This is a genomic window from Knoellia locipacati, from assembly GCF_044791685.1.
Taxonomy (GTDB): Bacteria; Actinomycetota; Actinomycetes; order Actinomycetales; family Dermatophilaceae; genus Knoellia; species Knoellia locipacati_A.
In genome coordinates, this window is the sequence record NZ_CP087730.1 from 69,819 (window position 1) to 88,719 (window position 18,901).

General features: G+C 69.8%; 14 protein-coding genes, 1 tRNA gene and 1 rRNA gene. 7 read left to right on the forward strand and 9 right to left on the reverse strand.

The features are described from left to right. Positions 1-260: 260 nt before the first annotated feature. The 4 genes from LL946_RS00295 to LL946_RS00310 form a co-directional block, all read right to left on the reverse strand. Positions 261-1,784, reverse strand: a 16S ribosomal RNA gene (locus tag LL946_RS00295). A gap of 654 nt (positions 1,785-2,438) precedes the next feature. Further along, positions 2,439-5,354 (reverse strand): leucine--tRNA ligase, encoded by a 2,916-nt coding sequence (gene leuS / locus LL946_RS00300; RefSeq protein ID WP_404383611.1) that lies wholly within the window; start codon positions 5,352-5,354, stop codon positions 2,439-2,441. 198 nt (positions 5,355-5,552) lie between these two features. Next, positions 5,553-6,044 carry a DUF4396 domain-containing protein gene (locus LL946_RS00305; RefSeq protein ID WP_404383613.1) on the reverse strand — a complete coding sequence of 164 codons (492 nt, stop codon included), beginning with the start codon at positions 6,042-6,044 and terminating at the stop codon, positions 5,553-5,555. 41 nt (positions 6,045-6,085) lie between these two features. Next, positions 6,086-7,045 carry a helix-turn-helix transcriptional regulator gene (locus tag LL946_RS00310; RefSeq protein ID WP_404383615.1) on the reverse strand — a complete coding sequence of 320 codons (960 nt, stop codon included), beginning with the start codon at positions 7,043-7,045 and terminating at the stop codon, positions 6,086-6,088. A 63-nt stretch (positions 7,046-7,108) separates the two neighbouring features. Here LL946_RS00310 and LL946_RS00315 point away from each other — a divergent pair, with 63 nt between their 5' ends. From LL946_RS00315 to LL946_RS00325, 3 genes are all read left to right on the forward strand, one after another. Then, positions 7,109-8,134, forward strand: coding sequence for an ATP-binding cassette domain-containing protein (locus LL946_RS00315; protein ID WP_404383617.1), 1,026 nt, complete (start codon positions 7,109-7,111; stop codon positions 8,132-8,134). Beyond that, complete coding sequence (locus LL946_RS00320; protein ID WP_404383619.1) at positions 8,131-8,949, forward strand: ABC transporter permease; 819 nt, start codon at positions 8,131-8,133, stop codon at positions 8,947-8,949. Before LL946_RS00315 ends, LL946_RS00320 begins: the two co-directional genes overlap by 4 nt. A gap of 67 nt (positions 8,950-9,016) precedes the next feature. Continuing rightward, entirely contained in the window at positions 9,017-9,505 is a 489-nt protein-coding gene (locus LL946_RS00325) for a methyltransferase family protein (protein WP_404383621.1), read from the forward strand. Between the two features lie 68 nt (positions 9,506-9,573). On the opposite strand, the gene LL946_RS00330 is transcribed toward LL946_RS00325, so the two are convergent. From LL946_RS00330 to ppdK, 3 genes are all read right to left on the reverse strand, one after another. After that, complete coding sequence (locus tag LL946_RS00330) at positions 9,574-10,368, reverse strand: deoxyribonuclease IV (protein WP_404383623.1); 795 nt, start codon at positions 10,366-10,368, stop codon at positions 9,574-9,576. Between the two features lie 10 nt (positions 10,369-10,378). Next, on the reverse strand, positions 10,379-11,875 hold the full coding sequence (locus LL946_RS00335) for a flavin-containing monooxygenase (protein ID WP_404383625.1): 1,497 nt from the start codon (positions 11,873-11,875) through the stop codon (positions 10,379-10,381). 66 nt (positions 11,876-11,941) lie between these two features. Beyond that, the gene (gene ppdK, locus LL946_RS00340) at positions 11,942-14,650 is read right to left on the reverse strand and encodes a pyruvate, phosphate dikinase (RefSeq protein WP_404383627.1); all 2,709 of its coding nucleotides are present in this window, start codon (positions 14,648-14,650) and stop codon (positions 11,942-11,944) included. 176 nt (positions 14,651-14,826) lie between these two features. Between ppdK and LL946_RS00345 the strand changes: the two genes are divergently transcribed. Genes LL946_RS00345 through LL946_RS00360 form a run of 4 tightly spaced genes read left to right on the forward strand, consistent with a single transcriptional unit; the run spans position 14,827 to position 17,907 of the window. Further along, complete coding sequence (locus tag LL946_RS00345; RefSeq protein ID WP_404383629.1) at positions 14,827-15,963, forward strand: metallophosphoesterase; 1,137 nt, start codon at positions 14,827-14,829, stop codon at positions 15,961-15,963. 1 nt (position 15,964) lies between these two features. Beyond that, on the forward strand, positions 15,965-16,450 hold the full coding sequence (locus LL946_RS00350; protein WP_404383631.1) for a hypothetical protein: 486 nt from the start codon (positions 15,965-15,967) through the stop codon (positions 16,448-16,450). A gap of 59 nt (positions 16,451-16,509) precedes the next feature. Next, the gene (locus LL946_RS00355; RefSeq protein WP_404386756.1) at positions 16,510-17,046 is read left to right on the forward strand and encodes a DNA-3-methyladenine glycosylase I; all 537 of its coding nucleotides are present in this window, start codon (positions 16,510-16,512) and stop codon (positions 17,044-17,046) included. 36 nt (positions 17,047-17,082) lie between these two features. After that, a complete protein-coding gene (locus LL946_RS00360; RefSeq protein WP_404383633.1) occupies positions 17,083-17,907 on the forward strand; it encodes a dienelactone hydrolase family protein in 825 nt (274 codons plus the stop codon). A 5-nt stretch (positions 17,908-17,912) separates the two neighbouring features. Here the strand turns inward: LL946_RS00360 and LL946_RS00365 are convergent, their stop codons facing one another. Together LL946_RS00365 and LL946_RS00370 are read right to left on the reverse strand one after the other, a co-directional pair. Then, positions 17,913-18,575 carry a hypothetical protein gene (locus LL946_RS00365; RefSeq protein WP_404383635.1) on the reverse strand — a complete coding sequence of 221 codons (663 nt, stop codon included), beginning with the start codon at positions 18,573-18,575 and terminating at the stop codon, positions 17,913-17,915. Positions 18,576-18,759: 184 nt separating this feature from the next. Then, positions 18,760-18,832: transfer RNA gene (locus tag LL946_RS00370), tRNA-Ala, on the reverse strand. Positions 18,833-18,901: the final 69 nt, after the last annotated feature.

An 18,901-nucleotide genomic window follows, 5' to 3' on the forward strand; every position in this document is an offset into this window, starting at 1 on the left:
AGCCAGCGGTTCACCAGCGGTGACGGTCCTGACCGGATACCGGCCTGAGTTTCGAGCTTGCGCCCGAGCCCTCAGGACCCAACAACGTGTCAGGCGCCGACCCACCCACCACCACGTTCCAACCACGACAAAAGCCGAGGTGTACTTGCGTGCGATGCACGAGACGACGCCAAATAATCGATGTTCCACCCTTGAGCACCTGCTGCCCCACAGTCGGGGACAGACCAGGCTCTGGACGCTTGCGCGCCAGTGCTCCTTAGAAAGGAGGTGATCCAGCCGCACCTTCCGGTACGGCTACCTTGTTACGACTTAGTCCCAATCGCCAGTCCCACCTTCGACGGCTCCCTCCACAAGGGTTGGGCCACCGGCTTCGGGTGTTACCGACTTTCGTGACTTGACGGGCGGTGTGTACAAGGCCCGGGAACGTATTCACCGCAGCGTTGCTGATCTGCGATTACTAGCGACTCCAACTTCATGGGGTCGAGTTGCAGACCCCAATCCGAACTGAGACCGGTTTTTTGGGATTCGCTCCACCTTGCGGTTTCGCAGCCCTTTGTACCGGCCATTGTAGCATGTGTGAAGCCCAAGACATAAGGGGCATGATGATTTGACCTCATCCCCACCTTCCTCCGAGTTGACCCCGGCAGTCTCCTATGAGTCCCCACCATCACGTGCTGGCAACATAGAACGAGGGTTGCGCTCGTTGCGGGACTTAACCCAACATCTCACGACACGAGCTGACGACAACCATGCACCACCTGTATACCGACCTTGCGGGGCACCCATCTCTGGATGTTTCCGGTATATGTCAAGCCTTGGTAAGGTTCTTCGCGTTGCATCGAATTAATCCACATGCTCCGCCGCTTGTGCGGGCCCCCGTCAATTCCTTTGAGTTTTAGCCTTGCGGCCGTACTCCCCAGGCGGGGAACTTAATGCGTTAGCTGCGGCACGGATCTCGTGGAATGAGACCCACACCTAGTTCCCAACGTTTACGGCATGGACTACCAGGGTATCTAATCCTGTTCGCTCCCCATGCTTTCGCTTCTCAGCGTCAGTAGTGGCCCAGAGACCTGCCTTCGCCATCGGTGTTCCTCCTGATATCTGCGCATTTCACCGCTACACCAGGAATTCCAGTCTCCCCTACCACACTCTAGTCTGCCCGTACCCACTGCAAGTCCGGGGTTGAGCCCCGGATTTTCACAGCAGACGCGACAAACCGCCTACAAGCTCTTTACGCCCAATAATTCCGGACAACGCTCGCACCCTACGTATTACCGCGGCTGCTGGCACGTAGTTAGCCGGTGCTTCTTCTGCAGGTACCGTCACTTGCGCTTCTTCCCTGCTGAAAGAGGTTTACAACCCGAAGGCCGTCATCCCTCACGCGGCGTCGCTGCATCAGGCTTTCGCCCATTGTGCAATATTCCCCACTGCTGCCTCCCGTAGGAGTCTGGGCCGTGTCTCAGTCCCAGTGTGGCCGGTCGCCCTCTCAGGCCGGCTACCCGTCATCGCCTTGGTGAGCCATTACCTCACCAACAAGCTGATAGGCCGCGAGTCCATCCCAGACCGAAAAACTTTCCAGACACTCACCATGCGGTGGCGTCTCGTATCCGGTATTAGACGCCGTTTCCAGCGCTTATTCCAGAGTCAGGGGCAGGTTACTCACGTGTTACTCACCCGTTCGCCACTGCTCACCCAAGAGCAAGCTCTCGAGATCACCGTTCGACTTGCATGTGTTAAGCACGCCGCCAGCGTTCGTCCTGAGCCAGGATCAAACTCTCCGTTGATGACTGCAATCCCCCACCCAAAAGGCGGAGAAAAACATTATCCCAAAAGGATGATTGAAAACCTGGCTGAGCAAGAACAACCAGCAAAAACTGCTGAATGATCATTGTCAACCAAAGGAAAAAAATTCGTTCGCCACGACAACAACACCACCCGAACGGGCAGCGCCACCATCGCCACGAGACGAGGTATTGGCATCGATTTTTGACACGCTGTTGAGTTCTCAAGGAACGGACGCACACCATCAACCAACCCAACAGGGCCAGCATCCAGGGCAACTGCTCAAACCTACCCACGGCCACACTTGGGCGTCAAACCCGGCCTCTTGGACCAGACTCGACCACACTTGGATCTTCGCGGGTGTCCCACTTTAGCAGCCTTTCGACTGCCTCCCAAACCGGCTCTCACCGACGTGGTCCTGCGGGGTCAAACCCAGGGACCGGCCTACTTCGCGCTGGGCCTCAAGCCCTGCACCGTGGTGTCCGTTCCTCCCTCTCGGGCTGACATCGAGAACAGTAGAGGACGTCGCCGCCGAATTCCAAATCGGCGCATTCGTGCAGGTCAGAGGCGTGCCCGGAAACGCCGCCGGCCCCGTCCCGCGGCGTGATCAGCCGGTGGGACGGGGCCGATGAGCCCAAGAAGAACGACGAGTGCGCTCAGAGGGGGACGACGTTGACGAGCTTGGGGGCGCGCACGATGACGGTGCGCACTCCCCCGGCCGTCGCCTCGAGCACCTTGGGCAGCGCGAGCGCCTTCTCGCGGAGCTCGTCCTCACCGATGTCGGAGGCGACCTCGATCCGGTCGCGCACCTTGCCCTTGATCTGGACCACGCAGGTCACGGTGTCCTCGACGAGGAGGGCCGGGTCGGCCACGGGGAAGTCCTCGTGGGTGAGGGACTCGGGGTGCCCGAGCCGTGACCACAGCTCCTCGGCGATGTGGGGTGCGAGCGGCGCGACCATGAGGACGAGCTGCTCCGCTGCCTCGCGGGGCACCGCGTCGAGCTTGGTCAGCGCGTTGTTGAGCTCGATGAGCCGGGCGATGGCGGTGTTGAACCCGAGCTCGTCGTAGTCCCGGCGCACCGCGTCGATCGTCCGGTGCAGCACCCGTGACGTGGTGTCATCGACCGGGGCGTCGACGACGACCACCTCACCGCTCTCCTCGTCGACGACGTTGCGCCAGAGTCGCTGCAGGAACCGTTGGGAGCCGACGATGGCGCGGGTGTCCCACGGCTTGCTCTGGTCCAGCGGGCCCATGCCCATCTCGTAGAGCCGCAGCGTGTCCGCGCCGTACGCGGCATACATCTCGTCGGGAGACACCATGTTCTTGAGCGACTTGCCGATCTTGCCGAACTCGCGTGTGACCGGCTGCCCCTGCCAGGTGAAGCCGACCTCGCCGGAGTCGCCCACGACCTCCTCGACCTCGCTGGCCTCGACCGGCTGACCGCGGTCGTCGCGGTACGCAGGTGCCTGGATGTAGCCCTGCGAGAAGTACGTCCGGAACGGCTCCTCGCTCGAGACGTGCCCGAGGTCGAAGAGCACCTTGTGCCAGAACCTGGCATAAAGCAGGTGCAGCACCGCGTGCTCGACGCCGCCGATGTAGAGGTCCACACCGCCGGGGTCCGCGGCACCGGCCGGCGCACCCTCGACCGGCGTCTCGCGGGGACCGATCCAGTACTCCTCGGTGGCCGCCGACACCAGCTCCTCGCGGTTGTCCGGGTCGAGGTAGCGCAGGTAGTACCAGCAGGAGCCGGCCCAGTTGGGCATCGTGTTGGTCTCCCGGCGGTACTTCTGCACCCCGCGACCGTCACCCAGGTCCAGCTCGACCTCGACCCACTCAGAGACTCGGCCCAGCGGCGGCTCCGGGGAGCTCTCGGCGTCCTCGGGGTCGAACGTGCGGGGGCTGTAGTCGGGCACCTCGGGCAGCTCGACCGGCAGCATCGACTCGGGAACGCCGTGCGCGACCCCGTCGGTGTCGAACAGGATCGGGAAGGGCTCGCCCCAGTAGCGCTGGCGCGAGAACAGCCAGTCGCGCAGCTTGTAGCTGACGGTGGCCTCACCGTGACCACGCTCGACGAGCCAGTCGATCATGGCCGCCTTGGCCTCGGCGACGGGCTTGCCGTTGAGGTCGATCGAGTCGTTGGCGGAGTTGATCGCCGGTCCCTCGCCGGTGAACGCCTCGTCCTCGGGATGACCCTCGCTCGGCTGGACCGTGCGGACCCGGGGCAGGTCGAAGTTGTCCGCGAAGTGCCAGTCGCGCTCGTCCTGGCCGGGCACCGCCATGATGGCGCCGGTGCCGTAGCCCATGAGGACGTAGTCGGCGATGAAGATCGGGATCTCCGCACCCGTGGCCGGGTTCACGGCATACGCGCCGGTGAAGACACCGGTCTTGTCCTTGCCCTCGATCTGGCGCTCGACGTCGCTCTTGCGCGAGGCGGCACGCCGGTATGCCGTCACCGCGGCTTCCGCAGTCGGCTCACCACCGGTCCACGCGGGGTTCGTACCGGGCGCCCACTCCCCCGACGGGACGAGCGAGTCGACCAGCGGGTGCTCGGGGGCGAGCACCATGAAGGTGGCGCCGAAGAGGGTGTCCGGGCGAGTGGTGAAGACCTCGATGGGCTCCGACCCCTCGCCCGCGCCGACCACCGGGAAGGCGACGCGGGCGCCGTGGCTGCGCCCGATCCAGTTGCGCTGCATGGCCTTGACCTTGTCGGGCCACTGCACCCGGTCGAGGTCGTCGGCCAGCCGGTCGGAGTAGTCGGTGATGCGCATCATCCACTGGCGCAGGTTGCGCTTGAAGACCGGGAAGTTGCCCCGCTCGGAGCGGCCGTCGTTGGTGACCTCCTCGTTGGAGAGCACCGTGCCCAGCCCGGGGCACCAGTTGACGGGGGCCTCGGAGGCGTAGGCGAGACGGTGGCTGTCGACGATGTCGGCCTGCTCGACGCTGCTCAGGTCGGCCCAGTCCCGGCCGTCGTCCGCCGGCAGCGGACGGGCGCCGGACGCGTACTCGGCGACGAGCTCGGCGATCGGCCTGGCGCGGCCCAGCCCACCGTCGGGACGCACGGCGTCACGGTCGTACCAGCTGTTGAAGATCTGCAGGAAGATCCACTGCGTCCACTGATAGTAGTCGGGGTCCATCGTGCGGATCGACCGACGGTTGTCCAGGCCCAGCCCGAGACGGCGCAGCTGGCGGGCCATGATGACGATGTTGGCCTCGGTCGTGACGCGCGGGTGCTGACCGGTCTGGACGGCATACTGCTCGGCCGGCAGGCCGAAGGCGTCGTAGCCGAGGCAGTGCAGGACGTTCTTGCCGAGCATGCGGTGGTAGCGCGAGAAGACGTCAGTGGCGATGTAGCCCAGGGGGTGCCCGACGTGCAGGCCCGCTCCGCTGGGGTAGGGGAACATGTCGAGGACGAGCATGTGGCCGCCGTCGAACGAGGCGATCCTGTCCGGGTCGGCGAACGGACCGGACGGGTTGGGCGCGTCGAAGGCGCCGGTGGCCTCCCAGCGTTCCTGCCAGGCCAGCTCGATCTGGTCGGCCAGCTCGGCCGTGTAACGGTGCGCCGTCTCGCTCATCTCATCCTTGCCTCATCGGTGCTGCCCACAAAAAAGCCCCTCGCGCAGGAGGGGTTCGCCACGGTGACGTCCTGGGTCGGAGCGTCAGCGCGGCTGCGGAAGAAGCAGCGGCCTTGCCATGGCTGCAGACTATCGCAGCGCCGCTTCCACCCCGCTCGTTCCCCGAGGGGCGGGCGGGGAGTGCCCCGCCCGGCCGCCTCAGTGGTGGTAGCGGTGGACCACCGCGTGGCCCTTGCCGCGGGCGATGAGCCAGCGGTTGACCGGCACGGTGACGACGAAGGCGACGGCGAGCGCGAAGGCGAGCGCTCCCCAGAAGACCCACGACGTGAGGCCAGCGTCCATCGCGCCGGGCACGACGAGCATGATCGCGTTGTCGACGACCTCCATGACCGTGATGGAGGCGGTGTCCGCGGCGAACGTCACTCCGAGCGCGGTGGCGAGGGGGACGCCGGCCCGCAGGACCGGGGTGAGGGTCAGGGCGTACCCGAAGACGAACGCCAACCCGATGGCGAGGGCGATCGTCGCGAGGTTCGAGAGCCCGAGGGCGGTGCCGATGACGAGGCCGAGGACCTCGCCGATCGCACAGCCGGTGAGGCAGTGAAGCGTCGCGCTCGCTGCCTGGTTCCAGAGCGCCCGGCCGTCCGGGACGCTGACCGGGGGGTGGTTCGCGTGCGTGGTGTGGTTGCTCATGGTCGTTCACCATATACCCCTAGGGGGTATATGGCCAGCCCTTAGGAACCACCAGCTGCCGCCCTGAAGCGCCGGGCCGTCTCCGCGCACGCAGTGCGCAGCTCGTCGGGCGACTCGACCTCGAACATCGCCCCCACCTGGGCCAGGACCATGACGGGCCAGTCCAGCGAGTCCACCCCCATCTCGAGCAGGCAGGTGCCCTCACCGGTCGCCGTGACCTCCCCCCATCGCCCCACGGCCCAGCCCACGCGCTCGGCGGGGGCCGCGACCCGGACGCGGACGGCATACCGGTGTGGGATCCGGCGGAAGCCGGACTGGACGAAGGCGACGGCATCCTCGGCCGGAAGGTCGCGGGGCCGGAAGCGCTGCCCCGTGAGCGCCGGCGCGCTGACCCGGTCCACGCGGAAGGAGCGCCAGTCCTGGCGGTCGCGGTCCCAGCCGACGAGGTACCAGCGCCGCCCGAGCGACACCAACCGGTGCGGCTCGACCCGCCGATGAGTCGGTTCGGCGTCACGCGCCTCATAGCCGAAGGTGACCGACTCGTCGTCGCGGCACGCCTGGGCGAGCGTCGTGAGGACTCCGGCGTCGACGCTCGGACCGCGCGACCACGGACCGGGGGTGTCGGTCTGCGACGCGAGCGCGTCCATGCGGCGCCGCAACCGCGGCGGCATGAGGGCCACGACCTTCGTCAGTGCCTGGACGGAGGTCTCCTCGAGACCTCCCACCGAGCTCGCGGCCGCGGTTCGGAGCCCGGCGGCGATGGCGACCGCCTCGTCGTCCTCGAGCAGGAGTGGGGGCAGCTGGCCGCCGGCGCGCAGCTGGTAGCCCCCGGCCGTGCCGCGGGACGCGTCGACGACGTAGCCGAGGTCGCGGAGGCGCTCGATGTCGCGGCGCAGGGTGCGCCCGCTCACCTCGAGCCGGTCCGCGAGCTCGCCCCCGGGCCAGTAGCGGTGGGTCTGCAGCAGGGAGAGCAGGCTGAGCATCCGGGCACTGGTCGACATATCGTCGACGATAGAGCTCATTGAGGACAGAAACTGACCTGATGGGCTCCTAGCGTCGGAGCCATGGACACCACACCACAGCAGAGCGGTCCGGTCATCCGGACCTCCGGCCTCACCCGCACCTTCACCCGCGGCAAGCACACCGTCGAGGCGGTCCGCGGGCTCGACCTCGAGGTCCACGACGGCGAGCTCGTCGCGTTCCTCGGCCCCAACGGCGCTGGCAAGTCCACGACGCTGCGGATGCTCACCACCCTCATCCCCCCGACGTCGGGAACGGCCCGGGTGGCCGGCTTCGACGTCGTCCGCGACCAGAGGGCGGTGCGTCGCTCGATCGGCTACGTCGGGCAGGGCAACGCCGCGGGCCACCAGCAGCGCGGCCGGGACGAGATCGTCAGCCAGGCCCGCGCCCACGGCCTCTCCCGCAGCGAGGCACACCGTCGCGCGGAGGAGCTGCTCGACGCCTTCGACCTCACCGAGCACGCGGACCGTCCGGTCTCGACGCTGTCCGGCGGCCAACGCCGCCGGCTCGACGTCGCCATCGGCCTCGTGCACCAGCCGCGCCTGATGTTCCTCGACGAGCCCTCGACCGGCCTCGACCCGCAGAACCGGGTCAACCTCCAGGAGCAGGTCCAGCGCCTCAACCGCGACCTCGGCACGACGATCCTCCTCACGACCCACTACCTCGAGGAGGCCGACGCGATCGCCGACCGCGTCGTCATCATCGACCACGGACTCGTCATCGCCGACGACACCGCCGCGCGCCTCAAGTCCGGGCTCGGTGACCTCGTCTCGCTCGCGTTCGCGACCCGCGAGGACGCCGTGCTCGCCGCCGAGCAGGCGGGTCGCCTCGACGGAGCCGCGGTGGCCGTGGACGGCACGCGGGTCACGGTCCGCGTGCCCCACGGCCGCGACCTCGCCCCGGGACTGGTCACCGCACTCGCGGCAGCTGGCTCCCCTGCCTCCTCCATCGAGGTGGTCAGCGCGACCCTCGACGACGTGTTCCTCCACCTCACCGGCCGCAGCCTGCGGGAGAGCACGCAGACCACCGGCGACGCCCTGCCCGAGACCACCGAAGGAGACGCAGCATGAGCACCACCGAGACCACCCGCGCGACCGCCCTCCCGTCCGTCGCCCACGCACCAGCGTCCCGACCCGCACCGAGCTTCCTCGCCGACACGTGGAACGTCATGCTCCGAGAGCTCAAGCCGATGCTGCGCGAGCCCGCATCGGTGCTCTTCGCCATGGTCCAGCCGCTCGTCTTCCTCGCGCTGTTCGCCCCGCTGCTGCCGGACGTCGGCCAGGGGTCGGCCCTGCAGTGGTTCGTCCCGGGCATCATCGCGATGACTGCGCTCATGGGCGCCTCGATGACCGGGTCGAACCTCACCCTCGAGATGAACACCGGGTCGCACGAGCGGCTGCTCGTCTCGCCGTTGCGCCGGTCGGCGCTGCTCGTCGGGCGCGCCCTCAAGGAGGTCGTCCCCGTCCTGGCGCAGGGCCTGCTCATCGTCGCGGTCGTCACGCCCTTCTCGTTCGAGCTGCACCCTCTCGGCATCCTCGTCGGACTGGTCGTGCTCGCCGTCTTCGCGGTGGGGATCGGCTCGCTGTCCTTCGCCCTCGCGCTCGTCTCCAAGGGCCAGGACTGGCTGTTCTGGACGGTCCAGCAGACGCTGATCTTCCCCCTGCTGCTCCTCGCCGGGGTGCTGCTGCCCATCGACGACGGGGCGCCGGGCTGGCTCAAGGTCCTCGGCGACCTCAACCCGCTGACCTACATCGTCGAGGCCGAGCGCGCCCTCTTGGCCGGGACCTGGCCGGCGGGGACCGTCGCCGCCGGAGCGGGTGCTGCCACCGCGGTGGCAGCCTTGGGGCTGGTCGTAGGGCTGCGCACGATGAGCCGGGCCGACTGATCGACCGACCGTGGGGGCCCGCCGCGGACATCGACCGGCGCCCACCGGCCCGCACTAGGCTCAGGCCATGGCGAGCTCGGAGGGCGCCGGTCCCGCGGGCGGGGCCACGGTCCCGTTCCACCTGTGGCCGCCGCTGGCGGTCGGCCTCCCGATGCTGGCGGGCGTCGTCCTCACGTGGACGCTCGGGGACCCGGTCGACCTCGGTGGCTGGCGGGTCCCGGTGGGGTGGCTGCTGCTGGTCGCGTTCACGCTCTGGAACGGCTGGGCGCTGCTGCACTTCCGCCGCCACCGCACGGGGCTGCTGCCCGGGCAGCCGACCCGAGTGATCATGACCTCGGGACCCTTCGCGCTGTCACGCAACCCGCTCTACATCGGGCTGCTCGCCCTCCACCTCGGGCTGGCCCTGCTCGCCCCGTCCGTCTGGGCGCTCGTCCTGTGGCCCGTGTCCGTCGGACTCCTGCTGTGGGGGGCGATCCTGCCCGAGGAGCGGCTCCTCACCCGGGCCTTCGGAGACGAGTACCTCTCGTATGCCGCGCACGTGCGCCGCTGGCTGTAGCCCGGCCGGTCATCCGCGGCTGAAGCCGCCCCCCACGCCGTTGAGGCAGCCCTCGGTCGAGTCGAGCCTCAGAGGCGCTCGCGCAGCCACGCGAAGTCGGCGACGTGCTCGTCGGCGCCGCCCGGCGTCTCGCAGACGACGGGTGCGCCCGCCGACCGGACGACCCCGGCCAGGAGGTCGGCGTCGATCTGGCCCGCGCCGAAGTTGGCGTGGCGGTCGGCGCCGGAGTCGAACGCGTCGCGGCTGTCGTTGCAGTGCACGAGGTCGATCCGTCCGGTGATGGCGAGGACGTCGTCGACGACGGTGTCGAGCGCGTTGCCGCCGGCGTGCGCGTGGCAGGTGTCGAGGCAGAAGCCGACGCGATCGGACTGCGACGCCGGGCCGATGGCCTCCCAGACCCTGGCGATGCGGTCGAGGTAGCGGGCCATGGCGTTGTCGCCGCCGGCGGTGTTCTCGAGCAGCAGGGGCACCTTGAGGTCGGTGGCCTCGACAGCCTTGCGCCAGTTGTCGAAGCCGACCGCAGGATCGTCGCCCTTGCCGACGTGGCCGCCGTGGACGATGAGGCCCTTGGCGCCGATGGACGCCGCGGCGTCGACGTGCTGCTGGAGCAGCTTGCGCGAGGGGATCCGGATGCGGTTGTTGGTCGTCGCCACGTTGATGACGTAGGGCGCGTGGACGTAGAGGTCCACCCCCGCCGCCTCCGCGTCCGTGCGCAGACCGTCGGGCCCACCGGCATACCGGATCTCGGGGCCCTTGTAGCCCTGGGGGTCGCCGAGGAAGAACTGGACCAGCGTCGTCCCGCGGGCCGCGGCCTCGGCGAGGGGGTCGGTCTGGTCGACGTGGGCTCCGATGGTCAGCGACATGCCGACCAGTCTAGGAAGCCCCACCGTCAGCACCGGCGAGCACCGAGGGCCGCACGGCCAGCGGCGCGAACTCGAGCGTCCCGTCGTCGACCCTCTTGGGTGACATGAGGCGCAGGTCGTGGAAGTAGTTCTGGCGGACCGTCCACGGCTTGGTCACGCCCTGCTTGGGGAAGAGGTGACGCGAGCGCTCGACGTAGCCCGAGGACAGCCCGAACGGGGGCGCACCCTCCTCGAGGTCACTCTCGAGGCGAGGAGTGGCCGTGGCCGACCCCGAGGTCCGCAGCTGCTCGAGCACCGCGCACACGAACCGCGACGTGAGGTCGGCGCGCAGCGTCCATGAGTTGTTGGTGTAGCCGAGGCAGACCGCGAGGTTGGGGACCCCGCCGAACATCGCCCCTTTGTAGAGGAACCGCTCGTGCGGCGCGAAGGTCTGACCGTCCACGGTGAACGAGATGCCGCCGGCGACCTCGATCCGCAGGCCGGTCGCAGTGACCACTGCGTCGGCCTCGACCTCGGTGCCGCCGGAGAGGCGAATGCCGGTGCGGGTGAACGTGTCGATGGTGTCCGTCACGACGGACGCCCGCCCGGACCGGATCGCGCGGAAGAGGTCGCCGTCGGGTACGACGCAGAGTCGCTGGTCCCAGGGGCCGTAGCTCGGCGTGAAGTGCTCCCGGACCGCGTCGGACCCGACGAGGCGGGTGTTGAGCCGGGCCAGGCCCGTGCGGACCGCCCCCGGGAAGCGCTGGGCGAGCTCGTAGAAGCCGACGTTCGCCACGAGGTTCTTGGCCCGCACCACCCGGCGCGCGGCACGGTCAGGAAGTACCCGTCGCACCGCGTCGCCGACGGCGTCCCTGCCCGCTCGGGACAGGACGTAGGTCGGGCTGCGCTGGAGCATCGTCACGTGCTCCGCGCCGCGGTCCGCGAGCGCCGGCACCAGGGTCACGGCCGTGGCACCCGAGCCGATGACGACGATGCGCTTGCCCTGCGGCGAGAAGGCCTCGGGCCAGAATTGCGGGTGGATGATCGGGCCGTCGAAGGCCGCCCGCCCGGGGAAGTCGACGACGTGCCCGGTGTCGTAGGAGAAGTAGCCGGTGCAGATGTAGAGGAACGACGCCGAGTGCTCGACCAGTCCGTCGACCGTCTCGGCCTTGACCGACCACCGTGCCGAGCCCGACGACCAGGCGGCCGAGATGACCCGCTGGTCGTGGTGGATGTGGTCGGTGACCCCGAACTCGTCGGCGGTCTCCCGGATGTAGCGACGGATGTTCTCGCCCGACGCCAGAACGTCGGAGCCGGCCCACGGCCGGAACGGGTACGCGAACGTCGACACGTCGGAGTCCGAGCGGATCCCGGGGTAGCGGAAGAGGTCCCAGGTGCCGCCGCTGGCCGCCCGCGACTCGAGGACGGCATACGACCGCTCGGGTGACAGCTGCGACAGGCGGCAGGCGGCCCCCACACCGGACAGCCCCGCACCGATGATGAGGACCTCCACGTCGAGGCGGCGCATCCTGCTCCCTCCGGCGGGCTGGTGGTCAGCCCACATGAAACCACGAGGAGACCCCACCGCCCCGGCTCAGGCGGTGGCGTCCTCCCGGGTGAGCGCCGCGGCCCGACCCGCCTCGAGCCGGGCGATGGGGACCCGGAAGGGGCTGCAGGAGACGTAGTCCAGCCCGGCGTCGTGGAAGAAGTGGATCGACTCCGGGTCGCCGCCGTGCTCGCCGCACACGCCCATGTGCAGGTGAGGCTTCGTCGAGCGGCCGCCGGCGACGGCCGACGAGACCAGCGCCCCGACCCCGTCCGCGTCCAGGGTCTCGAACGGCGAGATCGTCAGCACGCCGTTCTCGAGGTAGTCGGCGAAGAAGGCGCCCTCGACGTCGTCGCGGGAGAAGCCCCACGTCGTCTGGGTGAGGTCGTTGGTGCCGAAGGAGAAGAAGTCGGCCTCCTCGGCGATCCGATGGGCGGTGAGTGCCGCGCGCGGTAGCTCGATCATGCAGCCGATGGGCAGGTCGAGCTCCATCCCCGACGCGCCGCCCACCTCGGCGAGGATGCCCAGCGCCTCCTCGCGGACGAGCTGCAGCTCGCGCACCGAGCCGACGAGCGGAACCATGATCTCGGGCCGCGGGTCCTTGCCGGCCTCGCGCAGCTGGACCGTCGCCTCGGCGATGGCCCGGATCTGCAGGCCGAACAGGCCGGGGATCTTGAGGCCGAGCCGCACGCCTCGCAGGCCCAGCATCGGGTTCTGCTCGTGCATCCGCTGGACGGCGGCGAGGAGCTTGACGTCGCGCGGGTCGGCGCCACCGTCGGCGTTCGCGAGGGCCACCGAGACCGCCAGCTCGGTGAGGTCGGGGAGGAACTCGTGCAGGGGCGGGTCGATGAGCCGGATCGTCGTGGGCAGGCCGTCCATCGCGTCGAGCAGCTCGACGAAGTCCTGTCGCTGGAGCGGGAGCAGCTTCTCGAGAGCCGCCAGGCGCTCGTCGTCACCCTCGGCGAGGACGACGTGCTCGATGTAGGCGCGTCGGTCGCCGAGGAACTGGTGCTCGGTCCGGCACAGGCCGATGCCCTCGGCGCCCCGGGCGCGGGCCCGGCGGGCGTCCTCCGCGGTGTCGGCGTTGGCGCGGACCCGCATGCGGCGGGTGGCGTCCGCGTGCTTCATGACGCGGTCGACCGCCTGGAGCAGCTCGCGCATCGCGTCGTCCTGGCAGGCGTCGAGCCCGGCCTCCAGGCCGTCGGAGACGTAGCGCATGACCGGCGAGTCCACGACGGCGACGTCGCCGAGGAAGACCTCGCCGGTGGTGCCGTCGAGGGCAATGACGTCACCGGGGCGGAGCACGCGTCCGTCGACCCGCACCTCCTTGGCCTCGACGTCGACGTCGAGCTCCTCGGCGCCGACGACGGCGGTGGTGCCCATCCCCCGGGCGACGACCGCGGCGTGCGAGGTCTTGCCACCGCGAGCCGTGAGCACGCCGGACGCGACGATCATGCCCTGCAGGTCGTCCGGGTTGGTCTCCCTGCGGACGAGGATGACGCTCGCACCCGCGTTGGTGCGCTCGAGGGCCTGGGCGTTGTCGAGCACGATCTCGCCGACGGCTGCACCGGGCGAGGCGGCCAGCCCCGTCGTGAGCAGCTCCTTGTCGGCGTCGCCGTCGAACTGCGGGAACAGCAGCTGCGAGAGCTGGGCGCCGGTGGTGCGTGAGATCGCCTCGTCCATCGTGATGAGGTTCTCGTCGACGAGCTGGGTGGCCACCCGGAAGGCAGCGGCAGCGGTGCGCTTGCCCACGCGGGTCTGGAGCATCCACAGCTTGCCGCGCTCGATGGTGAACTCGATGTCGCAGAGGTCGCGGTAGTGGGTCTCGAGGCGTCGCATCGCCTGCATGAGCTCGGCGTAGGACGTCGGGTCGAGCCGTTCGAGGTCGGCGAGCGGCAGCGTGTTGCGGATGCCGGCCACGACGTCCTCGCCCTGCGCGTTGGCGAGGTAGTCGCCGTAGATGCCGGAGTGCCCGGTCGAGGGGTCGCGGGTGAAGGCGACCCCCGTGCCGGAGGTCTCGCCGAGGTTGCCGAAGACCATGGTCATGACGTTGACGGCGGTGCCGAGGTCGTTGGAGATCCGCTCCCGGCGACGGTAGAGCCGCGCCCGCTCGGTGTCCCACGAGCCGAAGACGGCGGCGATGGCCATCTCGAGCTGCTCGCGCGGGTGCTGCGGGAACTCCCGTCCCGTCGAGTCCAGGACGATCTGCTTGAACGTCGTGACGAGCTCGCGCAGGTCATCGGCCGTGAGGTCGACGTCGGTCGCCGCGCCGACGGTGCGCTTCTTCTCGTCGAGGGCGTGGGCGAAGAGGTCACCGTCGATGTCGAGGACGGTCTTGCCGAACATCTGGATGAGCCGGCGGTAGGAGTCCCACGCGAAGCGCTCGTCGCCGGAGAACTCCGCCAGTCCCTTGACGGACGCGTCGTTGAGGCCGACGTTGAGCACCGTCTCCATCATCCCGGGCATCGAGAACTTGGCGCCGGACCGCACGGACACGAGCAGCGGGTCGTGGAAGTCGCCGAGGCGCCGCCCCAGGGTGTCCTCGATCTCGCGAAGCGCCATCGTCACCTCGACCCGGAGTTCGGCCGGGACCTCGCCGTCGCGCATGAACGCCCGGCAGGCCTCGGTCGTGATCGTGAAGCCGGGCGGCACCGGCAACCCGACCCGCGCCATCTCGGCGAGGTTGGCGCCCTTGCCACCGAGCAGGTCCTTCTGCCCCATGTCGCCCTCGCTGAACCGGTACACGTACTTCGGCATGGCCGCTCCTGTCCTCGGATCCTGTCCTCAGGCTAGGAACAGACCGGTCGCATCCATGAGGACCAAGGGCCCGCCTTCGCGACGAGGTCCTGCTCCCACCGGGCGGACGCTCGTCGGGTCGCCACATCCGTGCGTGCGAGCATGAGCCCTTCGTCTCCGACCCCCGGGATCCCTGCGTGCTGCTCTTCCTCCTCATCGCCCTGACCGTGGTCGGGCTCCTCACCCTCTGGTTGCACCGGCGGCTCGTCGTCGCGCCGGGGTGGGCGACGCCGTGGCGGTATGCCGGCTCGCTGGCCCTCGTGCTCCTCACGGCTCTCGCCGTCGTCACCGCCGCGGGCGGCCTGCGCTGGGGGACGGCCGAGGACACGCGACCCGTCGCCGCCGTGGCGCTCTCGTGGCTCGTCGTCGCGCTGTACCTGTCCCTCATCCTCGCCAGCACCCAGATCGGCGCTGTCGTCCTCTGGCTCGTCACGCCGCGCGAGGACCGAGCCCCACGCCTGCGCCGGTTCAACCGGGCCACGGCGCCGGTGGCGGTCATCGCGGCACTGGGCGCGACGGCATACGGAGCAGTGGCGGCCGCCGACCCCACGGTCACACGGACGACGCACACCTCCGGTGCGCTGCCCGCAGCCTTCGACGGGACGACCGTCGCGCTCGTGACCGACCTGCACGCCGGAGTGGTCCACGGACCCGACTTCGCCCGCAAGGTCGTCGACCGGGTCAACGCGGCGAAGCCCGACCTCATCGTGCTGTCCGGCGACGTCGTCGACGCGCCGTTCGAGCGGCACCGCGCCGAGATCGCCCCGCTGGCCGACCTCGAGGCACCTCTCGGGGTCGTCGCGGTGACCGGCAACCACGAGATGTACACCGGCTCGACCGCGGAGTGGCTCGCCGAGTGGGACCGGCTGGGCATCACCGTCCTGTCGAACACCTCCCAGGTCGTCACGCGCGGAGCCGACTCGATCCGGGTGGCCGGAGTGCACGACCGGGAGGGCACCGGCGACTTCGCGCCGGACCCCGCGCGGGCCCTCGACGGGACCTCCGACGCGTTCACCCTCTATGTCGCGCACCAGCCGGCCATGGCCGAGGTGTCGAGTGACCGAGGTGTCGACCTGCAGCTGTCCGGCCACACCCACGGAGGGCAGGTGTGGCCCTTCGGGCTGCTCGTGCCGCTCCAGCAGCCGATGGTGGAGGGCTTCGCCGTCGTCGACGGGGTGCCGGTGATCACGAGCCGTGGCGCGGGGACCTGGGGCCCGCCGGTGCGCATCGCGGCAGCACCCGAGATCCCGCTCATCACGCTGAAGAGAGGTTGACATGTCCGAACCGACGGCCCCGCGTGGGCCGCTATACCGCTCCGTCGTGCGACCGAGCACACCTCTCGTCGTCGTGGGCGCGGCCGTGGCCGGCAGCGGTGTCCTCCTCGGGCTGCTCATCGCCTCCCTCGGCGGCTGGTCGATCGCCCTGGGCGCCCTCGTGCTCCTCCTGCTCGGCACTCTCGGCTGGCTCGTCGCCCGAGGGCCGGTCACTGTGACCGTGACGAGGGACGAGGTGCGGGTGGGCTACCCGTTGGCGTCGCGGACCATCCGGATCGGCGACGTCACGGACGTCGGCGCCGGGGACCACGTCGACGGGCTGGGCTACGGCTGGGGGGTCCGCTGGGAGGGCCGCGGCAAGTGGGCCTACCGCGTCGGGGGCCCGATGGCGACCCTCGTGCACCGTCGTGGTCGGCTCGGCCTCTCCGTCGCGGACCCGCACGAGTTCGTCGAGGCCGTCGTCGGTGCCCGCCAGGACATCACGTGAGCGAGGTCGTCCTCGGCGACGACGGTCTCGCCCGACCCGCCTGGGCCTCGGTCGACCCGATGCTGCGCGACTACTACGACACCGAGTGGGGGCTGCCGGTCCGCGACGAGCGCGGGGTGTTCGAGCGGCTCTCGCTCGAGGCCTTCCAGTCGGGGCTGTCCTGGGCCACGATCCTGCGCAAGCGCCCGGCGTTCCGGGAGGCGTTCTCCGGGTTCGCGCCCGAGGTCGTCGCCGGGTTCGGCGAGGCGGACGTCGAACGGCTCATGGCCGACGCCGGCATCGTGCGCAACCGGGCCAAGGTGCTCGCGACGATCCAGAACGCCCGGGCCACGCTCGGGCTGCGCGACGACCCCGACGGTGACCTCGCGGCATACGTGTGGTCGTTCCGACCCGAACGGACGCCACGCCCACGGACCCACGCCGAGGTGCCCACGACCTCGCCCGAGTCGCTCGCACTCTCCAAGGGGCTCAAGCGCAAGGGCTTCACCTTCGTCGGCCCGACGACGATGTACGCCCTCATGGAGGCCATCGGCATCGTCGACACGCATCTCCTCGACTCGCACCGGCGCGGCACCTCGGGCGTCTGGCCGGACTAGGCCACTCCCGGCTCGGGTCCGTGCAAGGCTCCGGACGTGACCGACGACCCGCACAGCGACTTCTCCCGCGAGGACTTCACCCGGCGCGGCGTCACGCACGAGATCCTGCGCTCGGGCAGCGGCCCGGCCGTCATCGTCATCGCTGAGCTCCCGGGCGTCACGCCCCGCGTGCTCGACTTCGCCCGTCGGGTGCGGGACCTCGGCCTCACCGTCGTCCTCCCGGTCCTCTTCGGCAAGGTCGGTCACGACCCCCACCCGGACTCCGCGGGCCGGCTCGGCCTCCCCGCGGCGATGGCGAGGGCCGGTGCCCGGATCTGCGTCGGCCGCGAGTTCACCCTCCTCGCCACCGGCCGGACCTCCCCCGTCGTGCCGTGGTTGCGCGAGCTCGCCGCCGCGGAGCACCAGCGGTGCGGCGGACCCGGCGTCGGTGCGGTCGGCATGTGCTTCACCGGCGGCTTCGCCCTGGCCATGGCCACCGACGAGCGGGTCCTCGCCCCCGTCCTGGCCCAGCCGTCCCTGCCGCTGGGGCTCACGCCGTGGCAGAAGCGGTCGATCGACACCTCGCCCGAGGAGCTCGCCGTCGTCGCCGAGCGCTGCGCCGCCGGGCTCACGGTCCTGGGGCTGCGCTTCGAGGGTGACTGGCTGGCACCGGCGGAGCGCTTCGCCTACCTGGAGCGGGTCCTCGGCAAGGGCTTCGTCGCCATCCCGCTCCCCCGCGCGTCGGCGAACCCTGCTGCGGTGATGTCGCCGCACTCGACCCTCACCGAGCACCTCGTCGACGCTCCCGGCGCGCCCACCCGGGAGGCCCTCGACCAGGTGCTCGAGCTGTTCCGCAGCCGCCTGCTTCCCGGACGGGACTGAGGCCCTCAGCCGTCGGACGGGAACCGGACGTCGCCGAAGGAGCGCCCGAAGATTCTCCCGACGGCGGCCACCTGCAGGGCGAACCAGCACAGGCCGAGTCCAGTCCCCGCGATCACGGTGACCGTCCTGCCCAGCTCCATGAGGGTGGCGACCAGGGCTCCCAGGGTTCCGGCGACCATCGCGTTGATGACGAAGACGAAGAACGCGGTGGATCCGATGACGTGCACGAAGGTGCTCCGGCGATCACCCAGCGTGTAGGTCGCCGCGAGGCCGTCGCGGTCGTCCCTGGTGGAGGCCGTGAGGTAGGGCTGGATCTCGGGCGCCAGCTCGACGTAGGCAGCCCGCAGCCGGTTCATCGCCCGGACCAGCTGTGAGTCCTCCTGGCTCGCGAGGACCACCCGGACTGCGGTCAGGGTGCCGATGACGAGCGACGCCGCTGAGAACCCCACTGCCAGCGGGAGGATCGACCGGTCGAAACCGACGCCCTGCGCGAAGAGAGCGAGGACGACCAGAAAGGCCGACATCACGGTGAGCATGATCGAGATCCGGCTCATGATCTCGCTCCACGTCATCGAGCGGGTGCCGAGCAGGCTCCAGTGCTCGGTGGCGAGCATCGTCGCCAGCTCGGGCCGCGGTCGGGGCTTCTCGATCGGCTCGTCATCGCTCATGGGGGCACCTCCGTCCCCCGAGTGTCCTCCCGAGCGGCCCGGCGGACATGCAGAACGACGAGGCGCGCCCTGGTCGGAGCGTGGCCCGGCGCGGACCGGGTGCGCTGTGCATGTCCGGCGGACGGCATACGGGCAGGAACGACGAAGGACCGGACACAGTGCGTGTCCGGTCCTTGTCGTCGGGTGGAGCATAGGAGATTCGAACTCCTGACCTCTTCCATGCCATGGAAGCGCGCTACCAACTGCGCCAATGCCCCGAGTTGCCCCGGTGGGACGTCCCCCGAAGGCGACTGCGAAAGTTTACGACGCCACTCGCCCGGCCACCA